Annotated in this window: 25 protein-coding genes, 1 tRNA gene and 1 pseudogene; 13 read left to right on the top strand and 14 right to left on the bottom strand. The window is 67.9% G+C overall.

The features are described 5' to 3' along the window. Window positions 1-393: pseudogene (locus ACYVKR_RS15400) on the top strand (hypothetical protein); the annotation flags it as partial. Next, on the top strand, window positions 371-1084 hold the full coding sequence (locus ACYVKR_RS15395; protein WP_460481809.1) for a hypothetical protein: 714 nt from the start codon (window positions 371-373) through the stop codon (window positions 1082-1084). The pseudogene ACYVKR_RS15400 and the gene ACYVKR_RS15395, both read left to right, overlap by 23 nt. On the opposite strand, the gene ACYVKR_RS15390 is transcribed toward ACYVKR_RS15395, so the two are convergent. Next, on the bottom strand, window positions 1049-1321 hold the full coding sequence (locus tag ACYVKR_RS15390; RefSeq protein ID WP_460481808.1) for a helix-turn-helix domain-containing protein: 273 nt from the start codon (window positions 1319-1321) through the stop codon (window positions 1049-1051). The genes ACYVKR_RS15395 and ACYVKR_RS15390 overlap by 36 nt on opposite strands. A gap of 253 nt (window positions 1322-1574) precedes the next feature. On the opposite strand from ACYVKR_RS15390, the gene ACYVKR_RS15385 reads away from it, so the two are divergent. From ACYVKR_RS15385 to ACYVKR_RS15370, 4 genes are all read left to right on the top strand, one after another. Then, complete coding sequence (locus ACYVKR_RS15385; RefSeq protein WP_460481807.1) at window positions 1575-2141, top strand: DUF4339 domain-containing protein; 567 nt, start codon at window positions 1575-1577, stop codon at window positions 2139-2141. A 223-nt stretch (window positions 2142-2364) separates the two neighbouring features. Next, window positions 2365-3009 (top strand): hypothetical protein, encoded by a 645-nt coding sequence (locus tag ACYVKR_RS15380; protein WP_460481806.1) that lies wholly within the window; start codon window positions 2365-2367, stop codon window positions 3007-3009. Between the two features lie 98 nt (window positions 3010-3107). Further along, window positions 3108-3431 carry a hypothetical protein gene (locus tag ACYVKR_RS15375; RefSeq protein ID WP_460481805.1) on the top strand — a complete coding sequence of 108 codons (324 nt, stop codon included), beginning with the start codon at window positions 3108-3110 and terminating at the stop codon, window positions 3429-3431. A 132-nt stretch (window positions 3432-3563) separates the two neighbouring features. Further along, a complete protein-coding gene (locus ACYVKR_RS15370; RefSeq protein WP_460481804.1) occupies window positions 3564-4028 on the top strand; it encodes a hypothetical protein in 465 nt (154 codons plus the stop codon). A 106-nt stretch (window positions 4029-4134) separates the two neighbouring features. Here ACYVKR_RS15370 and ACYVKR_RS15365 read toward each other — a convergent pair. The 3 genes from ACYVKR_RS15365 to ACYVKR_RS15355 form a co-directional block, all read right to left on the bottom strand. Further along, window positions 4135-4225, bottom strand: a tRNA-Ser gene (locus ACYVKR_RS15365). A gap of 63 nt (window positions 4226-4288) precedes the next feature. Further along, window positions 4289-5203 (bottom strand): SPFH domain-containing protein, encoded by a 915-nt coding sequence (locus ACYVKR_RS15360; RefSeq protein WP_460481803.1) that lies wholly within the window; start codon window positions 5201-5203, stop codon window positions 4289-4291. 26 nt (window positions 5204-5229) lie between these two features. Then, on the bottom strand, window positions 5230-5673 hold the full coding sequence (locus ACYVKR_RS15355) for an NfeD family protein (RefSeq protein ID WP_460481802.1): 444 nt from the start codon (window positions 5671-5673) through the stop codon (window positions 5230-5232). Window positions 5674-5831: 158 nt separating this feature from the next. Between ACYVKR_RS15355 and ACYVKR_RS15350 the strand changes: the two genes are divergently transcribed. Beyond that, window positions 5832-8384 carry an Orn/Lys/Arg family decarboxylase gene (locus ACYVKR_RS15350; protein ID WP_460481801.1) on the top strand — a complete coding sequence of 851 codons (2553 nt, stop codon included), beginning with the start codon at window positions 5832-5834 and terminating at the stop codon, window positions 8382-8384. A gap of 13 nt (window positions 8385-8397) precedes the next feature. Here the strand turns inward: ACYVKR_RS15350 and ACYVKR_RS15345 are convergent, their stop codons facing one another. Next, on the bottom strand, window positions 8398-9204 hold the full coding sequence (locus ACYVKR_RS15345; RefSeq protein ID WP_460481800.1) for an ATP-dependent DNA ligase: 807 nt from the start codon (window positions 9202-9204) through the stop codon (window positions 8398-8400). 153 nt (window positions 9205-9357) lie between these two features. Here ACYVKR_RS15345 and ACYVKR_RS15340 point away from each other — a divergent pair, with 153 nt between their 5' ends. After that, entirely contained in the window at window positions 9358-10314 is a 957-nt protein-coding gene (locus tag ACYVKR_RS15340) for a rhodanese-like domain-containing protein (RefSeq protein WP_460481799.1), read from the top strand. Here the strand turns inward: ACYVKR_RS15340 and ACYVKR_RS15335 are convergent. The 3 genes from ACYVKR_RS15335 to ACYVKR_RS15325 all read right to left on the bottom strand — a co-directional run bounded on the left by ACYVKR_RS15335 (window position 10311) and on the right by ACYVKR_RS15325 (window position 12612). Then, a complete protein-coding gene (locus ACYVKR_RS15335; protein WP_460481798.1) occupies window positions 10311-10478 on the bottom strand; it encodes a hypothetical protein in 168 nt (55 codons plus the stop codon). The two genes, ACYVKR_RS15340 and ACYVKR_RS15335, sit on opposite strands and share 4 nt — an antisense overlap. Window positions 10479-10494: 16 nt before the next feature. Further along, complete coding sequence (locus ACYVKR_RS15330; RefSeq protein WP_460481797.1) at window positions 10495-11583, bottom strand: YeeE/YedE thiosulfate transporter family protein; 1089 nt, start codon at window positions 11581-11583, stop codon at window positions 10495-10497. An 81-nt stretch (window positions 11584-11664) separates the two neighbouring features. After that, a complete protein-coding gene (locus tag ACYVKR_RS15325; protein ID WP_460481796.1) occupies window positions 11665-12612 on the bottom strand; it encodes a sulfurtransferase in 948 nt (315 codons plus the stop codon). A 121-nt stretch (window positions 12613-12733) separates the two neighbouring features. Between ACYVKR_RS15325 and ACYVKR_RS15320 the strand changes: the two genes are divergently transcribed. Then, window positions 12734-13627, top strand: coding sequence for a plasmid replication/partition related protein (locus ACYVKR_RS15320; RefSeq protein ID WP_460481795.1), 894 nt, complete (start codon window positions 12734-12736; stop codon window positions 13625-13627). A gap of 100 nt (window positions 13628-13727) precedes the next feature. Here ACYVKR_RS15320 and ACYVKR_RS15315 read toward each other — a convergent pair whose 3' ends face one another. The 3 genes from ACYVKR_RS15315 to hemH form a co-directional block, all read right to left on the bottom strand. Further along, complete coding sequence (locus ACYVKR_RS15315) at window positions 13728-14042, bottom strand: hypothetical protein (protein ID WP_460481794.1); 315 nt, start codon at window positions 14040-14042, stop codon at window positions 13728-13730. A gap of 170 nt (window positions 14043-14212) precedes the next feature. Next, window positions 14213-16915, bottom strand: coding sequence for an AAA family ATPase (locus ACYVKR_RS15310; protein ID WP_460481793.1), 2703 nt, complete (start codon window positions 16913-16915; stop codon window positions 14213-14215). Window positions 16916-16937: 22 nt separating this feature from the next. Continuing rightward, entirely contained in the window at window positions 16938-17972 is a 1035-nt protein-coding gene (gene hemH, locus ACYVKR_RS15305; RefSeq protein ID WP_460481792.1) for a ferrochelatase, read from the bottom strand. Between the two features lie 55 nt (window positions 17973-18027). Between hemH and ACYVKR_RS15300 the strand changes: the two genes are divergently transcribed. Next, on the top strand, window positions 18028-18768 hold the full coding sequence (locus ACYVKR_RS15300; RefSeq protein WP_460481791.1) for an HAD family hydrolase: 741 nt from the start codon (window positions 18028-18030) through the stop codon (window positions 18766-18768). A 43-nt stretch (window positions 18769-18811) separates the two neighbouring features. Here ACYVKR_RS15300 and hpnE read toward each other — a convergent pair whose 3' ends face one another. After that, window positions 18812-20092 (bottom strand): hydroxysqualene dehydroxylase, encoded by a 1281-nt coding sequence (gene hpnE / locus ACYVKR_RS15295; RefSeq protein ID WP_460481790.1) that lies wholly within the window; start codon window positions 20090-20092, stop codon window positions 18812-18814. A 5-nt stretch (window positions 20093-20097) separates the two neighbouring features. Continuing rightward, complete coding sequence (gene hpnD, locus ACYVKR_RS15290) at window positions 20098-20940, bottom strand: phytoene/squalene synthase family protein (protein WP_460481789.1); 843 nt, start codon at window positions 20938-20940, stop codon at window positions 20098-20100. Between the two features lie 331 nt (window positions 20941-21271). Here hpnD and ACYVKR_RS15285 point away from each other — a divergent pair, with 331 nt between their 5' ends. Beyond that, a complete protein-coding gene (locus ACYVKR_RS15285; RefSeq protein WP_460481788.1) occupies window positions 21272-21970 on the top strand; it encodes a response regulator in 699 nt (232 codons plus the stop codon). Then, entirely contained in the window at window positions 21967-23304 is a 1338-nt protein-coding gene (locus tag ACYVKR_RS15280; RefSeq protein WP_460481787.1) for an ATP-binding protein, read from the top strand. Before ACYVKR_RS15285 ends, ACYVKR_RS15280 begins: the two co-directional genes overlap by 4 nt. 90 nt (window positions 23305-23394) lie before the next feature. Here ACYVKR_RS15280 and ACYVKR_RS15275 read toward each other — a convergent pair whose 3' ends face one another. Next, window positions 23395-24063, bottom strand: a complete 669-nt coding sequence (locus ACYVKR_RS15275) for a TetR/AcrR family transcriptional regulator (RefSeq protein ID WP_460481786.1) — start codon at window positions 24061-24063, stop codon at window positions 23395-23397. 147 nt (window positions 24064-24210) lie between these two features. Here ACYVKR_RS15275 and fabF point away from each other — a divergent pair, with 147 nt between their 5' ends. Next, window positions 24211-25482 (top strand): beta-ketoacyl-[acyl-carrier-protein] synthase II, encoded by a 1272-nt coding sequence (fabF, locus tag ACYVKR_RS15270; protein ID WP_460481785.1) that lies wholly within the window; start codon window positions 24211-24213, stop codon window positions 25480-25482. Window positions 25483-25548 lie beyond the last annotated feature (66 nt).

Here is a 25548-nt window from a genome sequence, read left to right as displayed (position 1 = left end):
TCACGAACAAGGGTGGGTCAAGATTCGATGGAAATAGTGGGTCAGGTTTGCGTGGAAATCAACAGGTTGCTGGCCTATCTGCCGCTCGAGCTTCGGCTCAGGGGCAAGTCCACCACCCAGTCCCACCGGGCACCTATCTACTACGTGGACCTGTGTGTGCGCCCGAGCCTGAATCTGGAGGCCGCTGTGCTCCTGGCTCGAGAGGCGGCAGAGCAGGCCAGAAGCAGTGGGCTGGACCAAGCAGCTCTGGATGCCGCGGCCCGCGAGGGATATGGGCAGGGGCTGTTCGAGGAAACGGGGGAAGAGGCTGTGGAGGTGCTGCGGGAGTTCTATCCCCCAGGAGAGGGCGGTCAGCCGGAAGGAGCTAGCCATGGCCCAGCGAACCCAGCATGAGCCCAACGCTCCACCCACCTTCCATCTGGCGCATCGCTATATGGATGGACTGCGGTTCGATGGGATCTGGGAATACGCTGTGCAGACTGCGGCCGGGCCGTGGCATTGGAAAGCGCTGCCGCTATTGGACGCTCCGTCCAGCTCGGCCACGCACCGGGATCCGCAAGGTGCCTGGTGGTGTGTGAGCCAGTGTGCAACCATCATGGCGCAGGCTCGGCTGGCAGCCAAGCTACCAAAGGAAAGGGCTTCACGCCCTGATCCTTTGGAGGTCGAGCATGTCCTGCAGGCACTGCTCCCAGGCTGTGAGGTGCAGGCTGAACAGCCCGTCACCATTCATTCCATCACTGATCTGGCCACCGTGCTGGAAGGGCGAGGGTGTGCGTTGCTGCGACTCGAGGGAGAAGCCAGCACCGGCCATACCTCTTCCACGCGCTGGGTCTGGATGATCGGGATAGAGATGCAGTGCGGTGCCGAAGGCAAGGTATCCGCCTTGCTGGTGGTCGGTCCACGCTGGCCCGCGCCCTGGGGCAGCGGGTTCGGGGCAAAGCTGCGTCCATGGAAGGGCGGACGCTGGAAGCTCTGCAGCGTGGACGGGGAGGTCATGCAGGGACGGGTGACCGCCGTGATTGCCGTAAAGCCACTCGTGCACCGAGCCTCAATTCCCTTTCAAGGAATCCGCAGGCGGCTTTAACAGCATCCACGGCTCCACATCCAAGGCCTGGGCCAGGCGCTCGATATTGGACAGCGACACATTCCAGCGCGATCGCTCCACGGCCGACACATAGGTCCGGTCCAACTCGCACTCCATCGCCAGTCGCTCCTGCGACCAGCCCTTATCTACACGGCGAAGCCGGATCCAGTAAGCCAGCACTTCACGCAGGTTGTTCGGATCGGGCAGACGGGAGGGCGGGGTAGGTTTGGCAGACACCTCCCGAGCATCCGTTTCTGATACATTTGTATCTACGGAGTTTGCTTCTCATATGGCGTCAGTAAAGACGCCATCGCCCGGTCTGTCTCTCGACCGGTCAACCGCATTCAGCTTTCGTTCGTTTACATATGATGAGTTTGCTTCACATATCAGGCAAATTCGATACCCGTAGATGAAGGGGCAGACAACTGCTGAGGTGTCTACCAATGCCGCTCGGCAGCCACTTCATCTCAATCAATACAGGAGGAAAAACATGAGCACATCGCAGCCCACGGCCACCCAGTGGTTCTACGAAGACAAGGGCCAGAAAAAAGGTCCCGTCTCGGAAGAGGCCATCACCCAACTGATCCGGGCCTCCACCATCTCCCACGGCACTCCGGTGTGGAAGCAGGGCTTCCCGGAGTGGCTCCCTGTCGAAAACACCGACCTGCGCCCGCATCTGGACACCGCGGGCCCGCCGCCACTGTCTGGCGCGCACATCAACAACACGCTGGTCTGGATCCTGGCCTTTGCGCCTTTGATTGGCGGCTTTCTGGAATGGGGGCTGGCCGAGCTCATTCACAAGGGCAACGAGTTCGCCATCAAGAATGCCGTGAACAACGGCAAGTACTGGTTCCTCACCCTGGGCCTCAATATCGCACTGTCGCTCGCCGATGAGAAGCTCCTGACCAAGGCCGGCCACAACACCAGCAAGTTCAAAGGCTGGGTCTGGATCGTGCCGGTCTACCTCTACCAGCGGGCCAAGGCCACGCGGCAGAACCTGGCGTACTTCATCGTCTGGATCCTCTGCTTTGCGGCCAATCTCGCCTCGTTCGTCTGAAGCCCCTCTGCAACGGGATGGGCCTCACCCTCAGCCTGGGAGCGCTGCGCCAGCCGGCGCTCTTGCTGGTGCCTGACAGGCGTGCCCTTCCACATCCATCCGTATCGCATCCCAAATGCACGTGCCTGGGCACTGGCATGGTCATGCCGCCCCAGCCCCAAGCCACTCCCTTCATCCTCATTACCCCAATAACCCCCCGTCCCTTTACCAGGAAGTCCCCATCATGAAAAAACTCCTCGCGCTGTCCTTGTCCGCCATCAGCCTGGCAGCCTGCGGCAGCAGCAACAAGCCGGAAACCTCCGATGTGAAAGCCTTTCTGGAATCCAAGTTCCAGGGCTGCAAGAACATCCACGCCACCAACATCAAGAAGACCAATGGCTACCCGCATCCCGAGGTGGCCAATGTCCATGTGGTGGAGTATTCGTACACCATCGCGCTCAAGAATCCCTCGGAGTACCAGTCCCTCAAAGGCATCTACGAGCAGGAGAAAAAGACGCTGCAGACCTTGGGACCCACCCAGGAAGAAATCTGGAAGGAGTCGAACCGGGCCCTGGAAGAGGGGCGCAACAGCGACTTTGCCCAGATACAGATGCAAGGCCGCGATATTGTGAAAAAACGGGAAGAGTTTCTTCAAAACGCCAAGGTGGCAGGCAACATCCCGCTCAAGGTGAGCAGGTACTACCTGGAAGGCTGCGGTGACGCCATCCAGGATGTCGTCCCGATTCAGCGCCGGGCGGGGTACGGAGGTCGCGTGCTGGATCTCGGCAATCCGGAGGCCGATGCTTCCGCGTGGTTCGGCATCCAGAATACCGACATGACAGGCAAGGCCAGGCTGCGCAAGACCGACAACGGCTGGCGCGGCCTTTGACTGAACCCATATCCCGCTTCCGCGCTTCCCCTTCCACCTTCCCACCCAGCGCCCCTGGCTTGATGCCCGGGGCGCTTTTTTTACGTCAGGAGTTTCTTATGCCCATCCAATGTCCCCATTGCAAATCTCCGCGTATCCGCACCAAGGACACCGCCAAACAGGTTGGCCAGAACATCGGCACGATCGCCGGTACCGCGGCGGGCATTGCCAACGCCGTGCAAGGTGCCTCCTGGGGCGCCAGGGCAGGGCTGTTGGCTGGGCCCACAGGCAGCCTGTTCGGCTCCATCGTCGGCGGTGTGATCGGCATCGTGGCCGGTGGCGCGGTAGGGCGAGAGATCGGTGGCTGCATCGGCGAGCAGATCGATCAGACCTACCTCGACAACTTTGCATGCCAGGACTGTGGGCAGTCGTTCCAGGCCTGAGGAGGGCAGCTTCAGCCCCTAATGGCCGGTGGCGTTCTGGCTGAACCGCCTCGCGCTGCCATTCCTTTCCATCCCAACCGAGGGCATGCCTCTCCGGGGCGTGTCCCTCCATCCTTCCTACTGGAGCGACCTATGCCTTCCACTCCCAGTTTTGCCGTCGTACTCGAAGGCGGTCTGGTGCAATCCACCCTGGTACAGGACTGGCCGTCCTGCAGTGCACTGCCGCGGATCGCGATCGTGGACTACGACACCGAAGATGCTGCTGCCGACGAGATCACCCGCTTTGCGATCGGAGCTACCGAGGAAGAAGCGGTCTGCCGGGCCGAAACGCCCACGCGGTATGAATCGCTGCCCAATGCGCTATCGCCCAAGGCCGTCCTGGCGGCACTCGGCGAAGCCGTCGAGAGCGAAGCCGGGGAGTCTCCCCTGGAGATCGCCCGGTCGGTGCGCCGCAGCATTCTCGAGTTGGATGCCCAGATCAATGCTGCCGAGGAGGTGCCTACGGGCGATGACTACAACCATCTGTATGTCCTGGCCAATTGCGGGCTGATTGACCTGCTCAAAGCCTTGGGCGATCTGACCGACTTTGGCGAATAGAAGCAGAAAAGGCTGCAAACCGAAGCTTGCAGCCTTTATTTTTTGTGGGCTTTTATGTGGTACAAAAATCAAACATCTCTGTAAGTTGTTGATTTTTATGGGTAAATGGCGGAGAGGGCGGGATTCGAACCCGCGGTGGGCTATTAACCCACACACGCTTTCCAGGCGTGCGACTTAAACCGCTCATCCACCTCTCCGAAGCCGGCTATTGTAGCAGCGCTTTGCAGCTTCAGAGAGGTCTTGGCGATTTTATTTGTGCCTCAGGGGCGCTGGGTGGTCTGGATCATCTTCATGGCCGAGGCGATCAGGGTCGAGACCTCGCTCATGTTGCTGGGCACCACCAGGGTGGTGGTGGCGTCGGTGGCGAGCTTGCCGTAGGCGGTGACGGCCTGCTCGGCCACCTTGAGTTGCACGGCTTTCTCGCCGCCGGGCTGCTGGATGGCCACGGCAATGCGCTCCAGCGCCTGCGCGGTGGCATTGGCCACGGCGGTGATCGATGCCGCCTCGCCCTGCGCCTTGTTGATGACGGCCTGCTTTTCACCTTCGGAGCGGGCGATGAAGGCCTCGCGCTCGCCGGTGGCGATGTTGATCTGCTCCTGGCGGCGGCCTTCGGAGGCCGCGATCAGCGCGCGCTTCTCGCGCTCGGCGGTGATCTGGGCCTGCATGGAGCGCAGGATCTCGGCGGGCGGCGTCAGGTCCTTGATCTCGTAGCGCAGCACTTTCACGCCCCAGTTCAGCGCCGCCTCGTCGATGGCGGAAACCACCTGGGCATTGATCATGTCGCGCTCCTCGAAGGTCTTGTCGAGCTCGAGCTTGCCGATCACGCTGCGCAGCGAGGTCTGGGCGAGCTGGGTGACGGCCATGATGTAGTTGGACGAGCCGTAGCTCGCGCGCATCGGGTCGGTCACCTGGAAGTACAGGATGCCGTCCACCTGCAACTGCGTGTTGTCGCGTGTGATGCAGACCTGGCTGGGCACGTCGAGCGGGATTTCCTTCAGGCTGTGCTTGTAGGCGATCTTGTCGACGAAGGGGATGATGAAGCGCGGGCCGGGCGCCAGCGTACCGGCGTAGCGGCCCAGGCGCTCCTTGATCCAGGCGTGCTGCTGCGGCACGATCTTGACGGACATGGCGATGAAGATGATGGCGATCACCAGGATCACGAGGGCGAATTCCATGCAGGCTCTCCTTGAGGATGGTTGATTTATTCGGAAACGGGCTCGACCAGCAGGCGGCTGCCTTCCAGTTCGGCCACGCGGTAGGTGGTGCCGGTGCGGTCGGCGCCGTGGCGCAGCACGGCGGTCCATTGCGCGCCGCGGTAGCGTACCTGGGCCGTGCCGTCGGCGTTCCATTCTGCGATGTGCAGCTGTTCGCCGATGTCCAGGTGCAGGTCCGGATCGGTCTGGGCGCTGCGCTGGCCGCCGCGACGCCTTTCCTGGCGTTTTTGCCGCAGGTAGCACAGCACCACGGTGGCGCTGCCGACCACGGCGGCCACCAGCATCTGCACCGGCGCGGACAAGCCCAGGTGCGCGGCGACGGCCGCGGCCGCCAGGCCGATGGCCACCATCAGCAGGTACAGCGTGCCCGTCAGCAGCTCGGCGCCGACGGCGACGCCGCTTGCGATCCACCAGAGCGTGGATTCAGCCATGGATTCCCTCCTTTCGTTAATCAATGGTTGCGATCTTGACTTATATCTCGATCAAATTTCCGGCAAATGATAGGAGATACATCAAACCAGGCCATTGAATTCCGTACACTTCGCGCCTGTTTCCTGTCATTTGAGGCCCTGAGGGGCGAGGGGTTCCCATGAAATTCCGCTTTCCCATCGTCATCATCGACGAGGACTTCCGTTCGGAGAACACCTCCGGCCTGAGCATCCGCGACCTGGCGCATGCCATCGAGGAAGAGGGTTTCGAGGTGCTGGGCGTGACCAGCTATGGGGATCTGTCGCAGTTCGCGCAGCAGCAAAGCCGCGCCAGCGCGTTCATCCTGTCGGTGGACGATGAGGAGTTCACGCAGGGCGGTGACGAAGACCTGATCGTGCGCAATGTGCGCGACTTCATCTCCGAGGTGCGCCGCAAGAACCCCGACGTGCCGATCTACATCTACGGCGAGACCAAGACCAGCCGCCACCTGCCCAACGACATTCTGCGCGAGTTGCACGGCTTTATCCACATGTTCGAGGACACGCCCGAGTTCGTGGCCCGGCACATCATCCGCGAGGCCAAGAACTACCTGGAAGGCATCCAGCCGCCGTTCTTCAAGGCGCTGCTCGATTACGCCGAGGACGGCTCGTACTCGTGGCACTGCCCGGGCCACTCGGGCGGCGTGGCCTTCCTCAAGAGCCCCATCGGTCAGATGTACCACCAGTTCTATGGCGAGAACATGCTGCGCGCCGACGTCTGCAACGCGGTGGAGGAGCTGGGCCAGCTGCTGGACCACAACGGCGCCATCGGCGAGAGCGAGCGCAACGCCGCGCGCATCTTCAATGCCGACCACTGCTTCTTCGTGACCAACGGCACCTCCACGTCGAACAAGATGGTGTGGCACCACACGGTCGCGCCCGGCGACGTGGTGGTGGTGGACCGCAACTGCCACAAGTCCATCCTGCACTCCATCATCATGACCGGGGCGATCCCGGTGTTCCTGCGGCCCACGCGCAACCACTTCGGCATCATCGGCCCGATCCCCGAGAGCGAGTTCGCGCCCGAGACCATCCAGGCCAAGATCGCCACCAACCCGCTGCTGCAGGGCGTGGACGCGAAGGCCGTCAAGCCGCGCATCCTCACGCTCACCCAGTCCACCTACGACGGCGTGCTCTACAACACCGAGACCATCAAGGGCAAGCTCGACGGCTACGTGGACAACCTGCACTTCGATGAGGCCTGGCTGCCGCATGCGGCCTTCCACCCGTTCTATGGCGCCTACCATGCCATGGGCAAGAAGCGCGCGCGGCCGCAGAAGTCGGTGGTCTATGCCACGCAGTCCATCCACAAGCTGCTGGCCGGCATCAGCCAGGCCTCGCACGTGCTGGTGCAGGACTCGCAGACCACCAAGCTGGACTTCAACCTGTTCAACGAGGCGTACCTGATGCACACCTCGACCAGCCCGCAGTACAGCATCATCGCCAGCTGCGACGTCGCGGCCGCGATGATGGAGCCGCCCGGCGGCACCGCGCTGGTCGAGGAGAGCATCGTCGAGGCGCTGAACTTCCGCCGCGCCATGCGCAAGGTGGAGGAAGACTTCGGCAAGGACGACTGGTGGTTCCAGGTCTGGGGCCCGCAGGACTTCGCCGACGAAGGCATCGGCCGCGCCGACGACTGGATCATTCGCAGCAAGAAGGGCAAGGGCGGCAAGGCCGCCAAGCCCGACCACAAGTCGGACAGCTGGCACGGCTTCGGCGAGCTGGCCGACGGCTTCAACATGCTGGACCCGATCAAGTCCACCATCGTCACGCCGGGCCTGAACCTCGACGGCACCTTCGGCAAGACCGGTATCCCCGCGTCCATCGTCACCAAGTACCTCGCCGAGCATGGCGTGGTGGTCGAGAAGACGGGCCTGTACAGCTTCTTCATCATGTTCACCATCGGCATCACCAAGGGCCGCTGGAACACCATGCTGACGGCGCTGCAGCAGTTCAAGGACGACTACGAGAAGAACCAGCCCATGTGGCGCATCCTTCCCGAGTTCTGCCAGCAGCACAAGGTCTACGAGCGCATGGGCCTGCGCGACCTGTGCCAGCACGTGCACGAGCTGTACGCCAAGTACGACATCGCCCGCCTGACGACGGAGATGTACCTGTCGGAGCTGACGCCGGCGATGAAGCCCAGCGACGCCTACGCCCACATCGCCCGTCGCAAGACCGAGCGCGTGGAGATCGACAACCTCGAAGGCCGCGTCACGGTGGGCCTGGTCACGCCGTACCCGCCGGGCATTCCGCTGCTGATCCCCGGCGAGGTCTTCAACAAGAAGATCGTGGACTACCTGATCTTCGCGCGCGAGTTCTCCAAGCTCTGCCCGGGCTTCGAGACCGACATCCACGGGCTGGTGGAGCAGGTGGACCAGGATGGCGTACTGCGCTTCTATGCCGACTGCGTGGCGCTGGACGCACACGACCAGGCCATGCAGACCCGCGTGGTCTCGGCCCCGGTGGCGGCCACCAGGAAGAGCCCCATGCTCAAGTCCAAGGCACCTGCCGCCGCGGGCAAGGCCAAGTCGGGCGCGGGCCTGAAGAAGGCGCTCAAGTCGGAAAAACCCCTGGGCGATGCGGCGGCTGGCGTGGTGTCACCGGTGGCCCAGACCCCCGAGGCGCAGGAGTCCAAGGCGCCCCGCGCCCGCAAGGCCAAGAAGGCGGCCTGACCGTCCCTGGCCTTCAGCGCGGCGGCTGCCAGCCTTCGCGCACGCGCCAAAAGGTGGCGAAGCGCGGCAGGCCGCTGCCATGCAGGCCGCGGTAGCGGTAGCTGACCCAGGTGCCGATGGCCGGCGGCTGCCGCCGGTCGGCATCGCTCAGGCCCGAGCCCAGCTTGAACTCGCGGCCGTCCGGCGTGCGCACCAGCAGCGCACCGGTCAAGCCTTCGTACTTGCCCTTGCCCGGCAAGTAGGCGATGACCTGGGCCTCGGCATCGTCGTGGACCTTGAGCTTGAGCACGTCGTCGCCGCGCCCGCTGCGGTAGGGCGCCGATGCCTTGTGCAGCACCAGGCCCTCGGCCCCATCCTTCACCAGCGCCGCCAGGCGCTGGCGCAGGCTGTCGTCGCTGGCTTCCTTCCATTGCGGCGCGGCCTGCACCCACGATTGCTCCAGGCCGGCCGCCAGCGCTTGCAGGGCTTGCAGTCGTTTGTCGAAGCTGCCGGCATGGCCGGGCAGGTCGAACACCATGAAGCGCATGCGCCGCCAGTCGGCATCCGCGGGCACCAGTTTGCGCGTGGTGGATTGGGCATGGCCGAACTGGCCGCGCCCGGCCCACAGTTCGCCCTCCATCGCCGTGGCGGGCCAGCCGGCGGTGAACCAGGCGGGCGCGGCGATCGGCTCGCCCTGGCGCGTCCACAGGCGCTGGCCGTCCCAGTAGCCGCGCACGCCATCGTATTTCTCGCTCACCCAGTAGGCCTGCAGATCCAGGCCGCCGGGGTAGCTCTGCGCCAGCCACAGCGCGGGCGGCGCGGCGGCAGCGCTGCGGCCCATGAGAATCAAGAGAAATATGGCTGCAAGCCAGATGCAGCGAGCGCGAGTAGCTATTGATTTGGTAGTTGTTGCCGCCATGCCTTGTCCCTCCCTCCACGCGGTTGAATACTGCTCTATACCATGGCGGCATATGCATAGAACCACCGCCTTGCCATGCAGCTGATCGTCGATCTGATCCGCGAGTACGGATTGGGGATTGTTTTTCTGAACGTGCTCATCGAGCAACTGGGCGCGCCGCTGCCTGCCTACCCGGTGCTGGTGGTGACCGGCGCGGTGGCGGCGAATGGCACGGAGCGCTGGCTGCTGGTGGCCGTGGCGGTGCTGGCGGCGCTGCTGGCCGACGGCGTGTGGTACCTGCTGGGCCAGCGCTACGGCCGCCGCGTGATGTCGCGGCTGTGCCGCATCTCGCTGTCGCCCGACAGCTGCGTGCGCCAGACCGAGGGGCTGTACACGCGCTTTGGCCCCAAGTCGCTGCTGGTGGCCAAGTTCATTCCGGGCTTTGCGTCGGTGGCCAGCGCGCTGGCCGGCGTGGTGGGTACGCCGCGCCACCGCTTCCTGCTGCTCGACGGCCTGGGCGCCTGCATCTGGGTGGGCTCGGCGGTGCTGCTGGGGCAGGTCTTTAGCTCGGCGGTCGAGGAATTGCTGGCCGTGCTCATGGCGCTGGGCCAGTGGGGCGTGCTGCTGCTGGCGCTGGCGCTGGGGGTGTTCCTGGCGCGCAAATGGTGGGCGCGGCGGCAGCTGATCCGCTCGCTGCGCATGGCGCGGGTCACGGTGGATGAGCTGCGCCACATGCTGGCCAGCGAGCGGCCGCCGGTGGTGTTGGACGTGCGCTCGCACGCGGCCTACGGCGAGTCGCACATCCCCGGCGCCCATGTGTTCGTGCCCGGCGCCAGCCACCAGACGCTGCCGGCGGTGACGCCCGGCGACGAGGTGGTGGTCTACTGCGCCTGCCCGAACGAGGTGTCGGCCGCCGTCGTGGCGCGCATGCTGCACCGGGCAGGCTACCGCAAGGTGCGCCCGCTGCTCGGCGGCCTCGATGCCTGGGTGGCTGCTGGCTATGACGTGAACCGGCTGGAGCCGGAACAGGACGCTGCTACCGCCGCAGCCTAGTCCGGCATCGAACAGTGCCCGCCCGAGGCCTGCTGGCCCGAGCCGGCCGCGATGAAGGGTGCCTCGAAGCGCAGGTCCACCGGCTTCGAGTGGCCGTAGTCCCAGGCCACGAAGGCGACAAGGGCGGCCCAGAATGCCAGGCGCAGGGTGCTTGCTGTGGTCATGGCGGAGTCCCCCGGATCAGAAGCCGAAATGGCGGCGGATGCGCAGCCCGAAGATGGTGCCGGCAAAGGCCAGCGGCACCCAGATCCAGCCATGGATGCTGCCGGTGCTGATGCCCGAGAGCATCGCACCCACGTTGCAGCCAAAGGCCAGGCGCGAGCTGTAGCCCAGCACCAGGCCGGCCGCCAGCGCCACCAGCCATTGCGTGCCGGTCAGCGGCTTGGCCGCGGCGGGCTTGCCGGCCGCCACCCACAGCGCGCCGGCCAGGATGCCGATGTTGGTGATGCTGGTCACGTCGAGCAGCATCGTCTCCTGCAGCCGCGCGGCGTTGCCCGGCTGGCTCCAGAACCAGTTGTGCGCCAGGTCGACCGCGCCGGTGGCGTTGGCGATCTTCGCGGCCCAGAGGCCGAAGCCGTAGACCACGCCCCAGGGCTGGCCGGCGAGCACCAGGTTCAGCGTGGCCAGGATGGCCAGCCAGATCGCGCCCGTCACCCAGCGGCGCTCCCACGGCGATGACAGGTTTTGGGGCCGCGCGCCGGCGGTGTAGCGGCGCACGGCAAAGCCGATCAGCGCCAGCGCCGCCAGCGTGGCGGCCAGCGCGGGCAGCCAGCCCCAGGTGCCGACCAGGCCCACGGCCGGCAGGCGGCCCAGCTCCAGCCACCAGCCCAGGTGGGCCGAGCCGAGAAAGCTGCCCAGCGCGAACAGCGGCAGGATGGCCGTGTTCATCGGGATGCCCATGCCGGCCTTGTACAGCGTGCCGCTGCCGCAGCCGTCCGCGATCTGCATGCACAGGCCGAAGACGAAGGCGCCGACCAGCAGGCTCACGCTGGGCGGGCCGAGCGCGGCCGTCAGCTCCGGAAAGTGCCCCAGCAGCGGCATGGCCAGCGCGGCCGCCAGCGCCAGCAGCAGCAACTGGCCGAAGACGCCGCGCGGGTCCTTGTTCTCGACCAGCAGGCGCCAGCCGGTGGTGAAGCCGAAGCGCTTGCCCGCCAGCACCGCGCCCAGGCCGATGCCGACAAGGAACAGGGCCGCCTGGCGTGCGGACACCGTCCACAGCAGCCAGCCAAAGAACACGGCCATCAGGACCGACAGGGGGAGTCGTTTCATGGGTGGAAGATGCTGGTTTCTATAAAAATAATAGCTATCAGCGCTTGCTGCATAAGCGCTGGATGCCGATTTTATTCAAAATCACTTGAACTTGCGCTGCCACCATTGCCTGGCGTCGTAGGCCAGCGATTCCATGCGGCCGGGTTGGTTCTGCATGGGCGGGGCGTCGGCGGACTGGGTCCAGTCCACCATCGAGCCGGCGTAGAGCTTCACGTTCGGGTAGCCGGCCACCTCGCTCAGGCCGAACCAGTCGGTCGCGGCCCAGTGGCCGGTGTTGCAGAAGGCCACGGTGTCCTCGCCGTCCTTGCGCTGCACCTGGGCGGCGATCTGCCGGGCGGTGGCCGTGTCGACGAAGCGCGACGTGCCGGGCACGAACCACTGGTTGAAGTCCAGCTGCTGCGCCCCCGGCAACGTGCCCGAGAGCTTGGCCGCGGGCGCGCGGGTCTGGCCCTGGTAGAAGGCGTCGGGCCGCGAATCCACCAGCGAGGCATTGCTCAGGTCCACATGCTGGCGCACCTGCTCGCGGGTGACGAGGTAGTTCGTGTCGATCTGCGGCTGCCAGCCGCTGGCCGCCACCTGCGGCGCGCTGGCATCGACCGCGCCGCCGCCGGCCTGCCAGGCCTTCATGCCGCCGTTGACGATGGACAGCTCCTTCAGGCCCAGTACCTTCAGCGTCCAGTACACACGGGCCATGGCGCCAAAGTCGGTCGCGTCCGCGCCGGTCGAGACCACCACGGCGTGCGTGGCTGGCGTCAGCCCCAGCGACTGCACCAGCGTGGTGAGTTTGGCGATGTCGGGCAGCTCACCCGGGTTGCTGGCCGGGCCGCGCCACTTGCCGTAGGGCGCATTCAGCGCGCCGGGAATGTGCTGCTGCGCATACAGCTTGGGGTCGCGGATGTCGATGACCTTCAGCCCAGCCGGCGCGGCGGCCAGCTGCGCCTGCAGCTCCTGCGGCGACAGCAGCGGCTGCGCGGCCAGGGCAGCGCCGGCCAGCGTGCCGGCCAGGACGAATGTGAATAATTGCTTCATGGCTAGATTCCTGCGGTGGCTGGGGATGGTGCCATTGTGCGGTGATTGCCGAAGCCACTCAGGAGACAGGGCGGGTCTTCCCTACAATCGAGGGTTTTGGCAGACGAAGAACCGCGCAGCGATGGACATAGTGATCAATGAGGAGCTCAAGGCGTATATCGACCCCTTGAGCGCGGACGAATACGAGGCGCTGGAGCGCAGCATCCTGGCCGAGGGCTGCCGCGATGCGCTGGTGCTATGGGGCGACGTGCTGGTGGACGGCCACAACCGCTACAGCATCTGCAGCAAGCACGGCCTGCCGTTCAACACGGTGCAGAACACGCGCTTCCAGACCATGGAGGATGTGCACCTGTGGATGATCGACCAGCACCTGGGCCGGCGCAGCGTGTCGGACTACCAGCGCGGCGTGCTGGCGCTGCGCAAGCGCGCCATCCTGGCGTCGCGCAAGCAGCAGGCGCCTTTCCCGGTACCCAAGGCCGAGGGCGCGGAGCCCGCCGAGGCCGACGCACCGGCCGCTGACGTGCCCGTCTTCAGCGCCGAGGATGCCGTCGAGCTGGAGAAGGTCGCCACGCGCGAGGCGGTGGCCAAGGCCGCGCGCCTGTCCAACGCCCAGGTGGCGCAGATCGAGAAGATCCAGAAGCACGCGGCGCCCGAACTGGTGCAGGCCATCAAGGCCGGCGACATCTCCATCAACACCGCCGCCGTGGTGGCCACGCTGCCGGCAGCCGAGCAGCAGGCAGCGGCGCAGGGCGGCAAGGAAGACCTGAAGCAGGCGGCCAAGCGCGTGCGCGACGCCAAGCGCAAGCCCAAGGCCGAGCAGCCCGAGGGCGCGGAAGATGCCTCGCCCGCCGAGCAGGCTGCCCAGGCCCACGGCATGCAGGCCGTGGATGCGGCGCTGGACGCCGCGCAGCAGCAGCTGACGACGCTGCGCGCGCGCGTGCAGGAGCTGGAGACGGAAAACGAGCGCCTGCGCAGCGAGCTGGCCGCGGCGCTGGAGGCGGCCACGGCCCCCTGAGCACCTGACCACGCCAGTCGGTACCGCCCAGGCGAAAAAAAAGCTGCTGAGGATTCAGCAGCTTTTTTTTATGGAGCGGCCCCTGTGCAGGACCGCAGGCTTATTCGCCGTAGCTTTCGCCGTTGGCAATGCGGCCGGCGTGCAGCGCCTGGGCGGCTTGCTGGCTCACTTCGGCGCGGCTCAGCGACGAGGCGCCTTGGCGGCTGTCGGCAAAGTTCATGCTGTCGCCGATCACGGCCATGGAGCCGTTGCGGTTGGCTTCGGCCACCTGGGCGACCACGTCGGCGCGGCTCAGCTGGCTGGTAGCGGCCACGGCAGGGGCATTAGAGCCTTCGCCTTCGAACAGCGAGCCGGCCTGTGCGGCCACGGAGCCCAGGGCCAGGGAAGCGGCGACGGCCAGAATACGTGCGTTCATCATTTTTGGATCCTTTCCAGTGTGTGGCGACCGGCCCGCTGGCCGATCGCTTCGTTGAGTCGTAGCGTTGAGATGTCTTGCTCTTGTTCAACGATGGGGAAAGTGTAGGTCGACAAACGCTTTCGATAAACCGGCTCTAGCGGAATTCATTGTTCCATAGATGGTGTGAACTATTCGCCGTGCAGCGAGTCAGCCACCCGTTTGCCCCGCTGGCGCTGGCTGCGCTTGGGCGCCGCCTCGGCCTTCTGCAGCGCCAGGCGGAACTGGCGCAGCCGGGCCTCGGCCCGCTCCATCACCAGCGCCGGCAGTGGGGCCGGGCCGGCGACGGTGGACGGGTTGGCGCAGGGCTGGCAATCGGTCTGCTCCATCAGCAGCGCCACGGCCTGGCTGACGTGCTCGGCGGTGTAGACGTGGAAGCGCCCGGCCTGCACCGCGGCGATTACGCGCTGGTCCAGCATCAGGTGGCGCTGGTTGCGCGCCGGGATGAGCACGCCGTGCGCGCCATGCAGGCCCTGGCTGGCGCACAGGTCGAACCAGCCCTCGATCTTTTCGTTGAGGCCGCCCACGGGCAGGATCTCACCGTGCTGGTTGAGCGCGCCGGTCACCGCGATGTTCTGCAGCAGCGGCAGGCCCGACAGCGACGACAGCAGTGCCAGCAGCTCGGCGCACGAGGCCGAGTCGCCCTCGATGCCGCTGTACTCCTGCTCGAACACCACCGACGCATTCAGCGCCAGCGGCGCCAGGTGGCCGAACAGCGAGGTCAGGTAGCTCTGCAGGATGAGCACGCCCTTGTCGTGGATGGGGCCGGACATGGCGACCTCGCGCTCGATGTTGAGCACGCCGTCCTGCCCCGCGAAGGTGCGGGCGCTGATGCGCACCGGCAGGCCGAAGCGGTGGTCGCCGGTGTCGATCTGCGACATGCCGTTGAGCTGCCCCACCAGCCGGCCGCTGAAGGCGATCACGTGCTCGCCCTCGGCGATGGCGTCGTGCAGGGCCTCCTCCATGGCGTTGTGGCGCAGGCGCCGGGCGCCGACCGCGGCCTCCACGTTGGCGGCGCTCACCAGGTGCCCGCCTTCCAGCTGGGCCAGGTGCGCGCTCTCGACGAGCAGGGCCTCCAGCGTGTTCAGGCGGCCGCTCTGGCGCTGCTGGTCGTCGGCCTCGCGGTGCGATTCCTCGAGCAGGCGCGCGGTGGCGCCGGCGTCGCAGTGCGGCAGCCGGTACTGCGCGCAGCGCTGCGCCATCAGCGCCGCGGTGGCGCGGTAGGTGGCGGTGCTGGCCTTGAACTGGGCCGAGAACTCGACCTTGCAGCGGAAGCGCCGGGCCATGTCGGGGTCGGCTTCCTGCAGCTGGTAGTAGCTGTCTTCCGAGCCGATCAGCACCAGCTTGAACGACAGCGGCAGCAGCTCGGGCAGCAGCGCGCTGCTGCTGCTCGGGCCCTGGCTGGCGTGCACGTCCTCGATGCGAAGCTGGCGGGTGCGCAGCACGCGGCGCAGGTACTGCCAGGCGGCCTCGTTGTCCGGGCCGGTGCCGGCCAGGTCGCGCAGGTGCAGCAGCAGGAAGCCGCCGTCGGCGCGCAGCACGCTGCCGGCGCGGATGCACGAGAAGTCGCTGCGCTGCTCGTCCTCGTGGCTGGGCGGGTCGATGGTGCCGAACAGGTTGCGCAGGCTGGGCTGGTCCTCGATGACCACCGGTGCATGGCTTTCGCCGTGGTGGTCCACCACCAGGTTGACCTGGCTCAGCGCGCGCAGCGCCTGCAGTCCGGCCTCGCGGCGGTGGCGCTCGTCGTCCTGCTCGGCATCGTCGTCGCTGCCGCCGCCGTCGAAGATCTCGTCGGCCTCCTGCGCGATGCTGCGCGGCACCCACAGGTCGATCTGCTTGAGCCATTCGGCCTGCACCTGCGACTGCCAGCGCTGCAGCGTGGCGGCATGCTCGCCCTGCGGCGTGAGGCCTTCGCCCAGCCGGGCCAGCGCCGCGGTCCACAGCGGCGTCGCGGCGTCGCGGTAGAAGGCCTGCAGCGCCTCGTCGCGCTGCTGCTCCCACAGCCGCACCTGGCCGCGGAACTGCGCCAGCTCCAGGCGCAGCTGGTATTCGAGCGGCGGCGTTCCGGCATCGGCGGCGGCTTCGGGCGCGGGCAGCGGCTCGTCGGCCGGGGCAGCATCGCTGCTGGCGTGGTCTGTCTCGCTATGGTCTGCTTCGCTATTGATAGCTGCTTGCGCAGGTGTATCCTGCGCTGGAGGCTGATTTGGCTCTGAACTATCTCGCGCCGGGCCGTTCATGCGAGGGCCGTCCATACGGATGACGAGCTGGCCGTTGTCGCGGCCGATGTCCAGGTCCTGCGCGCGGGCCCAGTCCTGCAGCTGGGCGAAGGCCGTGTCCTCAAGCTGGCGGGCCTGGTGGTAGATCTGCTCGATGCCGCTGCGCTGGTGGGACTCGGACAGCGCGGCCTCCAGCTGGCGCGGCAGCTTGTCGGTCAGTGCCTCCATGCGGCGGCGCAGGATGCGGCCCTGGCCCGCGGGCAGGCGCAGCGCCAGCGGCCGCTCGGGCACGGCAAAGTTGTGCACGAAGCAGATGTCCGGCGCGGCAGGGCGGCGCAGCGCCTCGGCCTGCATGGCGCGGCGCAGCAGCGAGGTGCGGCCGCTGCCTTCGTCGCCCAGCACGAAGAGGTGGTAGTCGGGCTGGTCCAGCGCCAGGCCGAACTCGGCCGCCGCCTGGGCGCGCTCCTGGCCTATCCACGAGAAGGGCTCCTGCAGCAGCTCGGCCGTGCTGGCAAAGCCCAGGCTCTGCGGATCGATGCGGCGGCGCAGCTGCGCGCTGTGCAGGAGCTCGGCGCACGGCGCCGCGGAAGGCGCTGGAGATGTGGTGGGTGTGGTCAATGCGGGGGTATCCAAAAAAGCGTCAGCGGGCCGTGGGCCAGCCTTGCAGGTGTTGCTGGCACAGCCGGCCCAGCGCGCCGATCCAGGCGGGCTGGTCGTTGAGGCAGGGGATGTAGTCGAAGCGCGTGCCGCCGGCCTGCAGGAAGGCGTGGCGCGCCTCCTGGTTGATCTCCTCGAGCGTCTCCAGGCAGTCGGCGGCAAAGCCGGGGCAGATCACCTGCACATGGCGCTTGCCCTGCTGCGCCAGCGCCACCAGCGTGGGCTCGGTATAGGGCTCCAGCCACTTGGCCTTGCCGAAGCGTGACTGGAAGGTGACGGTGAAATCCTCCGGCGCCAGCTGCAGCGCCTCGGCCAGCGCCTGGGCGGTGGCCAGCGATTCGCGCTGGTACGGATCGCCCAGGCGCACATTGCGCTCGGGGATGCCGTGGAAGCTCATCACCAGCTGGTCGGCGCGGCCCTCGGTTTTCCAGTGGCGGCGCACCGACTCGGCCAGCGCGGCGATGTAGCCGGCGTCTTCGGCGTAGCTGTTCACGAAGCGCAGCTCGGGAATGCGGCGCTGCCGGGCGCTCCAGGCGTAGGCGGCGTCCCAGACGCTGGCCGTGGTGGTGGCCGAGTACTGCGGGTACAGCGGCACCAGCAGGATGCGCTGCACGCCCTCGGCCTTCAGCGCGTCGAGCTGGCTGGCGATGGACGGGCTGCCGTAGCGCATGGCGTGGCGCACCGTTACCCGGTGGCCGGCCTCGCCCAGCCAGCCCAGCAGCAGCTTGGCCTGCTTCTCGGTCCACACCGCCAGCGGTGAGCCCTCGGGCGTCCAGATGCTGCGGTACTTGGCGGCCGACTTGGCGGGCCGCACGCGCAGGATGATGCTGTGCAGGATGGGCCACCACACCGCGCGCGGAATCTCCACCACCCGCGGGTCGCCCAGGAACTCGGCCAGGTAGCGGCGCAGCGCGGGAGCCTCGGGCTCGTCGGGCGTGCCCAGGTTGCAGAGCAGGACGGCGGTGCGTTCGGAGCCAGCGGCGGGCAGGTCGGGTTCGGTCACAAAGCGGGGGGGCATGGCGGTATTGTCTCAGTGAAAAGCCTCCCTGCAGAACATCCCTTATGCTCGCCGGATGCTTGATATCTCGCGCATACGCGCCATCAGTTTCGATCTGGACGACACCCTGTGGCCCGTGCTGCCCACGCTGGCCCGCGCCGAGGCCGCGCAGCACGCCTTCTTGCAGCAGCATGCGCCGGCCACTGCCGCCTGGCTGCAGGACCCGGACAACGCCCGCCGCCTGCGCGAGCGGCTGCGGGTGGACCTGGCCCACCGGCTGCACGACATGACGCACTTCCGCCAGCAGTTCATCGCCCGGGCGCTGGAGCAGACCGGCGGCGACGCGGCGCTGATGCCGCCGGCCTTCGAGGCCTTCCATGCCGGCCGCAACCAGGTCGACATGTTCGACGAGGTGCACGATTGCCTGGCCTGGCTGCAGGCGCGCTACCCGCTGGTGGCCATCTCCAACGGCAACGCGCGGCTGGACCGCGTGGGGCTGGACGGCTATTTCTCGGCCGGCATCAGCGCCCACCTGGCCGGCATGGCCAAGCCCGATGCGCGCATCTTCGAGATGGCGGCGCAGCAGCTGGAGCTGCCGCTGTCCGCCTTCCTGCATGTGGGCGACGATGCCGCACTCGACGTGGAAGGCGCGCTGGCCGCCGGCATGCAGGCCGCCTGGGTGCAGCGCCGCGAGTTGGACTACCACCGGCAGCCGGCCGAAGGCGCCGCGCCGCCCTGGCACCTGCCCAGCCCGGCGCCGCAGGCGGTGGTGGCCACCTTGCACGACCTGTGCGCGCTGCTGGGGCGTGATTTTTAAGGAAATATGGCTTTAGCGCTTATGTATCAAGCGCTAGCAGCTATTATTTTGATACCAACTGCGCCACGGCGCTGCCGCTGAGCACCGCGCCTTCGAGCGTGGCCGGGTAGGGCCCATCCACATAGTCGCCGCAGGCCAGCAGCCCGGGCGCAATCGCCATGCCAGGGCGCTGCAGGCCGGGCGTGCAGGCGAAGGTGGCGCGCTTTTCCACGATGGTCTGCACCGGCTCCAGTGGCAGCCCCAACTGCGCCTGCGCCTGGGCCAGCACCTGGGCCTGCAGCTCGGCCTGCGGGCCGTCGCTGGTGCTGATGACGAAGGCCAGCAGCCCGGCCGGCCCGCCGAGCTGGCCGCGGTCGAAGACGAACTGCGCCGGCCAGCCGCGCTGGCTGCGCAGCGCGAGCACGGGGCGGGGCAGGCGCGTGGCGCGGTCGGCCTGGGCGTAGACGGTGGTGATGGCGGTGTGCTGCAAGCGGGCGGCGGCATCGGCCCAGGGCGCGGCCTGCGCCGTGGCCTCGCGCGCCAGCCGGGCGGCCTCGGGCGCGGGCGTGGCCAGCACCACGGCGTCGAAGGCTTCGCCATCGACCAGCCATCCGCCCTGCGGACGCGCCGTGAGTTGGGCGACGCGCGTGCCAGTGCGGCAGTCGTGGCCGCGGGCCTGCAGCCAGGCCGCGGCGGTGCTGGGGAACAGCGCGCCAAGGTCGGCAGCGGGCAGCCAGAAGTGCGAGCCGCCGCGGCCGGCGAACAGGCTGTCGCGCAGCACGCGCAGAAAGACGGCGCCGCTGGCCTGCTCCATGGGCGTGTTGAGCGCCGAGATGCACAGCGGCTCGATGAACTCGGCCTGCAATCTGGGCGGCAGGCCGGCGCATAGCCCGGCCACGGTGGCGGTGCTCGCGCAGGCAAAGCCTTGGCGCTGCCAGCGCGCGGCCCGGCGCAGCAGGGCAAAGCGCTCGCGCCATGGCCAGCCGCGGGCGCGGGCGATGCCCCACAGCGCATCCCAGGGCGGGGCCAGGTCGGGCAGGGCGATGCCGCTGCCGTCGGGGTGGACCAGCGTCAGCGGCAAGCGCACGAAGGCGCGGTTTTCATCCACCCCTACCAAGGCCATCAGCCGGCGGCATTCGGCATAGGCGCCGATCAGGATGTGCTGGCCGTTGTCGAGCGTGAGCGTGCTGCCATCGGGCTGCGGCAGCTGCACGGCGCGGGCGCGGCCGCCAAAGACCCGGGCGGCCTCGAATACGGTGACGTGGGACGTGGACGCCAGCCCCACGGCGGCGGCCATGCCGGCCCAGCCGCCGCCGACGATGGCGATCCTGCGCGCAGCCGCCATCGGGCTTACATGCGCCCCAGCGCCTGCACCTTCCAGGCCAGCCACAGCTTGCGCAGCGGCGTGAGGCTGACGCGCTGGTGCAGCACCTGGAAGTTGTCGGCCTCGATTTCGGACAGCAGCGTGCGGTAGATGCTGGCCATCATCAGGCCGGGCTTCTGCGCGCGATAGTCCTCGGTGGGCAGCAGGGCCAGGGCCTCGTCGTAGAGGCGCTGCGCGCGCTCGGCCTGGAAGCGCATCAGCGCGGCAAAGCGCTCGGAGTACTGGCGGTTCAGGATCTCGTGCGCCTTCACGTCGAACTGCTGCAGCTCGTTGACGGGCAGGTAGATGCGGCCGCGCATCGCGTCCTCGCCCACGTCGCGGATGATGTTGGTCAGCTGGAAGGCCAGGCCCAGCTTGTGCGCGTAGGCCGTGGTCTGCTCCTGCGTCTGGCCGAAGATGCGCGCGGCCACCTCGCCCACCACGCCGGCCACCAGGTGGCAGTAGCGCGACAGGCCGGGAAAGTCGAGGTAGCGCGTCTGCTCCAGGTCCATCTGGCAGCCCTGGATGACCTCCTGCAGCGAGCGCTCCTCGATGCCGAAGGCGCCCACATGGGGCATCAGCGCCAGCATCACCGGGTGCGTCGGGCGGCCGCCAAAGGCGTTGGACACCTCGGTGCGCCACCAGGCCAGCTTGCTCTGCGCCACGCTGGCGTCGCTGACCTCGTCGACCACATCGTCCACCTCGCGGCAAAAGGCATAGAAGGCCGTGATCGCGGCGCGGCGGTCCGCGGCAAGAAAGCGGAAGGCGTAGTAGAAGCTGCTGCCCGCGGCGGCGGCCTTGTCCTGTACGTACTGCTGGGGCGTGGTCATAGGGCGCGTATTGTCCCATGGGCCGGCGGGCGCCTTGCGGTGGCGCTACCGTGCCGGGGCGAATGTTGATAAATTGTTATTTCTTATGAAAAATAAAAATACGATTTAAATTTTAAATATCATCCGGACCATAAGAGAGAGGGGGAGGGCGGAGCCGCCGGCCGTGGGGCCGCGGCCGCAGTGCGGCCTTGCATCGGCAGGGCCGCTGCCTGGAAGCCAGCTACGGATGGTTGCGGACAGCGCCATCCGCAGCTGGCTTTTTTGCATCTTCACCGGCGCCGCGGGCGCATTTGATAATGCGGTCTGGCAGATTCGATCGGGCGGTGTTGGCATGCGCATTTTGCTGGTGGAAGACGATCAGATGATCGGCGAGGTGGTGCTGGACGCACTGCGCGCCGCGAACTGGGCGGTGGACTGGGTGAAGGACGGCGCCATGGCCGAGACGGCGCTGGCCACCGGCGACTACGACCTGGTGCTGCTCGACCTGGGCCTGCCCAAACGCGATGGCCTGCAGGTGCTGGGCGGCATGCGGGCGGGATCGTCGGCCGCGCTGCGCCGGGTGCCGGTGCTGGTGGCCACCGCCCGCGACGCCATCGCCGAGCGCGTGGCGGCGCTGGATGCGGGCGCGGATGACTACATCATCAAGCCCTACGACCTGGACGAGCTGCTGGCCCGCGTCCGCGCGCTGGTGCGCCGGGCCAGCGGCCGCGCCGAGCCCGAGTACACCTGGGGCGCGGTGCGCATCGTGCCGGCCACGCACGAGGCCAGCGTGGGCGGCGAGCCGGTGACGCTGTCGGCGCGCGAATGGGCGGTGCTCGAGCCGCTGCTGGCGCGCCCGGGCCGGGTGCTGTCGCGCGCCCAGCTCGAGGAGAAACTCTATTCGTGGCGCGACGAGGTCAGCAGCAACGCGGTCGAGGTCTACATCCACGGCGTGCGCAAGAAGCTCGGCGCCGAGCTGATCCAGAACGTGCGCGGGCTGGGCTACCTGGTGCCGGCGCAGCAGCCGGATGGGGAGCGTGGCAAGCCATGAAGGCGCCGCGTTCGCTGCGGGCCCGGCTCACCGCCGCATTGCTGGCGGTGGTGCTGCTGGCCGCGTGCATCCAGGCGCTGGTGATCTTCCAGACCGCGCGCACCGAGACCGAGGCGCTGTTCGACGCGCAGTTGCAGCGCGTGGCGCTGTCGCTGTCGGGCGGGCTGGCGGCCGAGGTGCTGTCCGACGAACTGGACAACGCCGAGGCCCGGGGCCGCGACACCATCGTGCAGATCTGGCGCGCCGACGGCATCATGCTCTACCGCTCGGCCAGCCCGCGGCTGCTGCCGCAGGTGGCGGTGCTGGGCTTCAGCGACGTGCAGGTGCGCGGCACGGCCTATCGCGTGTATGCGCTGCAGACGCCGACCCAGGTGATCCAGGTGGCGCAGATGGCGGCCTCGCGCGCCGAGATGGCGCGCGACCTGGCGCTGCGCTCCATCGTGCCGGTGGCGCTGCTGGCGCCGCTCATCATGCTGGTGGTGTGGTGGGTGGTCTCGCGCGCGCTGGCGCCGCTGGAGCGCACGCGCCAGAACGTGGCCGCGCGCGCGGCGCACGACCTGTCGCCGCTGCCCGAGCAGGACCTGCCGGCCGAGGTGCTGCCGCTGGTGCAGGAGATGAACCTGCTGCTCACGCGCCTGCGGGCCGCGTGGGATGCGCTGCAGCACTTCGTGAGCGACGCCGCGCACGAGCTGCGCACGCCGCTGGCCGCGCTGCGGCTGCAGGTGCAGAGCCTGGCGCGCGCGCCCGACGATGAGGCCCGCCGCATCGCCAGCGCGCGCGTCACCGGCGGCATCGACCGCGCCACGCGCATGGTGGAGCAACTGCTGTCGCTGGCGCGGCAGGAGGCGGGGCAGGCCCAGGCGCAGAGCCCGGTGCCGGTGCCGATGGCCGCGCTGGGCGAGCGCCTGGTGGCCGAGTGGCAGGCCGAGGCCGGGCGGCGCGGCCTGCAGCTCACCTGGACCTGCGACGACGCCGCGCGCGGCCTGCGCGTGAGCGGCCAGCCCGATGCGCTGGAGCTGCTGCTGCGCAACCTGCTGGAGAACGCGCTGCGCTACACGCCGGCGCCCGGCCAGGTGCAGGTCGGCTGGCACGGCGACGGCGCCGGCCATGCGCTGCTGGCGGTGGAGGACAGCGGCCCCGGCATTGCGCCCGAGCAGCGCGAGCGCGTGCTCGACCGCTTCTACCGCGTGCCCGGCACCGAGGCCCACGGCAGCGGCCTGGGCCTGGCCATCGTGCACGCGGTGGCGCGCCAGCACGGCGCCGAACTGCTGCTGGATGAGTCGCCGCAACTGCGCGGGCTGCGGGTGCGGCTGCGCTTTGCGGTGCAGCTCTGAAACTATCAAAAAGTGAGCTTCTAGCGATTATCCATAGCCAGTTTCAGATAGTTTTATTTCTGAATATGGCGAATGGAAAGCGCTAAATGCTCATCTTTTTATAGTTGATCGTTTCCGCGCACTAGGCTCGCCGCCAGCCTCGGGCGCCAGCTGGGCGCGCACGGTCGCCAGGATTTCCTCGGACAGCCGGGCATCTCCCGCCGCCGTGGCGCGCGCCAGCACCAGGGCGCCAACCATGCTGGACAGCATGCCAATGGTGCGCGCGCGCTCGGCTGGCGTGGGCGGGCGCGGGTCGGCGTCCTGCGGCGGCAGCAGCGCGCGGGCAAAGCGCTGGATGTTGCGCTCCACCCCTTCGGCGAAGACCTCCGACATCTGCGGCCCGGCGCGCGCGGCGTCCACGGCCAGGGCCGCGGCGGGGCAGCCTTCGCCCGGGTGGTCGCGGTGGGCGGCGGACAGGTAGCCGTGCACCAGGCGGCGCAGCAAGGCCTGCGGATCGGCGCTGGCATCCGCTGCTGCGGCGTCGCCGCCGTCCAGTGCTTCCAGCGGCGTGATGGTCCAGTCGAAGGCGCGCAGGCAGGCTTCCCGAGCCAGCGCTTCCTTGGACTCGAAATGGCGGTACAGCCCGCCATGGGTCAGGCCGGCATCCCGCGTGATGTCGGCCACGCCGACGCCGCCCAGCCCGTGCTCACGGTACAGGCGCGCGGCGGCGTCGACGATGCTGGCACGGTTCTCGGCCGCCTGGGTCTTGGATACTTTCATGATTTTTTAGATTATGATCGTCATCTAAAAGGTTTATGATGACGGCCATCATCATAATTGCCCGAAAGGTCCCACCATGAAATTGCCAGAGATTGTGCGAGCCCTGCATGCGCTTTCAGCCCGCGGGCGGCGGCCGGGAGCCCGCCTGTGAGCCGGCGCGTGGTCATCACGGGCCTGGGGCTGGTGTCGCCGCTGGGCTGTTCGGTGGAGCTGGCCTGGCAGCGCCTGCTGGCCGGGCAGTCCGGCATCCGCATGCTGGATGCGCAGACCTGCGAAGGCATAGGCACCCGCATCGCGGGCCGCGTGCCAGGGCTGGACGAGGATGCCGAGGCCGGCTGGAATGCCGACGCGGTGGTCTCGCCCAAGGAGCAGCGGCGCATGGACCGCTTCAGCGCCTTTGCATTGGGCGCGGCCGGCCAGGCGCTGGCGCAGGCCCGCTGGCAGGCCGAGACGGCGCGGCAGCAGGAGCGCACGGCCACGGTGATTGCCTCCGGTGTCGGCGGTTTCGGCGCCATTGCCGAGGCGGTGCGCACCACCGATTCGCGCGGGCCGCAGCGCCTGTCGCCGTTCACCGTGCCGGCCTTTCTCGTGAACCTGGCGGCCGGGCATGTCTCCATCCGCCACGGCTTCAAGGGGCCGATTGGCGCGCCGGTGACGGCCTGCGCGGCCGGCATCCAGGCCCTGGGCGATGCGGCGCGGTTGATCCGCGGCGGCGAGGCCGACGTGGCCGTCTGCGGCGGCAGCGAGGCCTGCATCGACCGCGTCAGCCTGGGCGGATTTGCCGCGGCCAAGGCGCTGTCCAGCGGCTTCAACGACAGTCCTGAAAAAGCCTCCCGGCCCTTCGACGCGGCGCGCGACGGCTTCGTGATGGGCGAGGGCGCGGGCCTGTTGGTGCTGGAGGAACTGGAGCATGCGCTGGCGCGCGGCGCCACGCCGCTGGCCGAAGTGCTGGGCTACGGCACCTCGGCAGATGCCCACCACATCACCGCCGGGCCCGAGGATGGCGAGGGCGCGCGCCGCGCCATGCAGGCCGCGCTGGCGCAGGCCGGGCTGGAGCCGGCGCAGATCCAGCACCTGAATGCCCATGCCACCTCCACGCCGGTGGGCGACCGGGGGGAGCTGGCCGCCATCCGCGAGCTGTTCGGTGCCGGGGGCGGCCCGGCCATCACGGCCACCAAGTCGGCCATTGGCCACCTGCTGGGTGCGGCCGGGGGCGTGGCCAGCATCTTCACCGTGCTGGCGCTGCGCGACCAGGTGGTGCCGCCGGTGCTCAACCTGGAGCAGCCCGATGCGCTGGCCCAGGGGCTGGACCTGGTGCGCGGCGGCGTGCGCCGCATGCCGATGCAGCATGCCTTGCTCAACGGCTTCGGCTTCGGCGGGGTGAATGCCTCGCTGGTGCTGGGGCGCTACGGCGCCTAGCCGAAGCGGAGAGCGGCTCTAAGTTTCTTCTAAGCCATGGCTGCCATAGTCACTCCATCGAGATAT

It is taken from the genome of Comamonas humi (assembly GCF_054782535.1).
The sequence above is the reverse complement of the archived record's forward strand: the minus strand, read 5'-3'. Positions and strand labels throughout refer to the sequence as shown.

Bases quoted from the DNA above. Each gene is read 5' to 3' on its own strand.
- ACYVKR_RS15395 (WP_460481809.1), top strand. From the start codon at position 371: ATGGCCCAGCGAACCCAGCATGAGCCCAACGCTCCACCCACCTTCCAT.
- ACYVKR_RS15385 (WP_460481807.1), top strand. From the start codon at position 1,575: ATGAGCACATCGCAGCCCACGGCCACCCAGTGGTTCTACGAAGACAAG.
- ACYVKR_RS15380 (WP_460481806.1), top strand. From the start codon at position 2,365: ATGAAAAAACTCCTCGCGCTGTCCTTGTCCGCCATCAGCCTGGCAGCC.
- ACYVKR_RS15375 (WP_460481805.1), top strand. From the start codon at position 3,108: ATGCCCATCCAATGTCCCCATTGCAAATCTCCGCGTATCCGCACCAAG.
- ACYVKR_RS15370 (WP_460481804.1), top strand. From the start codon at position 3,564: ATGCCTTCCACTCCCAGTTTTGCCGTCGTACTCGAAGGCGGTCTGGTG.
- ACYVKR_RS15360 (WP_460481803.1), bottom strand. From the start codon at position 5,203: ATGGAATTCGCCCTCGTGATCCTGGTGATCGCCATCATCTTCATCGCC.
- ACYVKR_RS15355 (WP_460481802.1), bottom strand. From the start codon at position 5,673: ATGGCTGAATCCACGCTCTGGTGGATCGCAAGCGGCGTCGCCGTCGGC.
- ACYVKR_RS15350 (WP_460481801.1), top strand. From the start codon at position 5,832: ATGAAATTCCGCTTTCCCATCGTCATCATCGACGAGGACTTCCGTTCG.
- ACYVKR_RS15345 (WP_460481800.1), bottom strand. From the start codon at position 9,204: ATGGGCCGCAGCGCTGCCGCCGCGCCGCCCGCGCTGTGGCTGGCGCAG.
- ACYVKR_RS15340 (WP_460481799.1), top strand. From the start codon at position 9,358: ATGCAGCTGATCGTCGATCTGATCCGCGAGTACGGATTGGGGATTGTT.
- ACYVKR_RS15335 (WP_460481798.1), bottom strand. From the start codon at position 10,478: ATGACCACAGCAAGCACCCTGCGCCTGGCATTCTGGGCCGCCCTTGTC.
- ACYVKR_RS15330 (WP_460481797.1), bottom strand. From the start codon at position 11,583: ATGAAACGACTCCCCCTGTCGGTCCTGATGGCCGTGTTCTTTGGCTGG.
- ACYVKR_RS15325 (WP_460481796.1), bottom strand. From the start codon at position 12,612: ATGAAGCAATTATTCACATTCGTCCTGGCCGGCACGCTGGCCGGCGCT.
- ACYVKR_RS15320 (WP_460481795.1), top strand. From the start codon at position 12,734: ATGGACATAGTGATCAATGAGGAGCTCAAGGCGTATATCGACCCCTTG.
- ACYVKR_RS15315 (WP_460481794.1), bottom strand. From the start codon at position 14,042: ATGAACGCACGTATTCTGGCCGTCGCCGCTTCCCTGGCCCTGGGCTCC.
- hemH (WP_460481792.1), bottom strand. From the start codon at position 17,972: ATGCCCCCCCGCTTTGTGACCGAACCCGACCTGCCCGCCGCTGGCTCC.
- ACYVKR_RS15300 (WP_460481791.1), top strand. From the start codon at position 18,028: ATGCTTGATATCTCGCGCATACGCGCCATCAGTTTCGATCTGGACGAC.
- hpnE (WP_460481790.1), bottom strand. From the start codon at position 20,092: ATGGCGGCTGCGCGCAGGATCGCCATCGTCGGCGGCGGCTGGGCCGGC.
- hpnD (WP_460481789.1), bottom strand. From the start codon at position 20,940: ATGACCACGCCCCAGCAGTACGTACAGGACAAGGCCGCCGCCGCGGGC.
- ACYVKR_RS15285 (WP_460481788.1), top strand. From the start codon at position 21,272: ATGCGCATTTTGCTGGTGGAAGACGATCAGATGATCGGCGAGGTGGTG.
- ACYVKR_RS15280 (WP_460481787.1), top strand. From the start codon at position 21,967: ATGAAGGCGCCGCGTTCGCTGCGGGCCCGGCTCACCGCCGCATTGCTG.
- ACYVKR_RS15275 (WP_460481786.1), bottom strand. From the start codon at position 24,063: ATGAAAGTATCCAAGACCCAGGCGGCCGAGAACCGTGCCAGCATCGTC.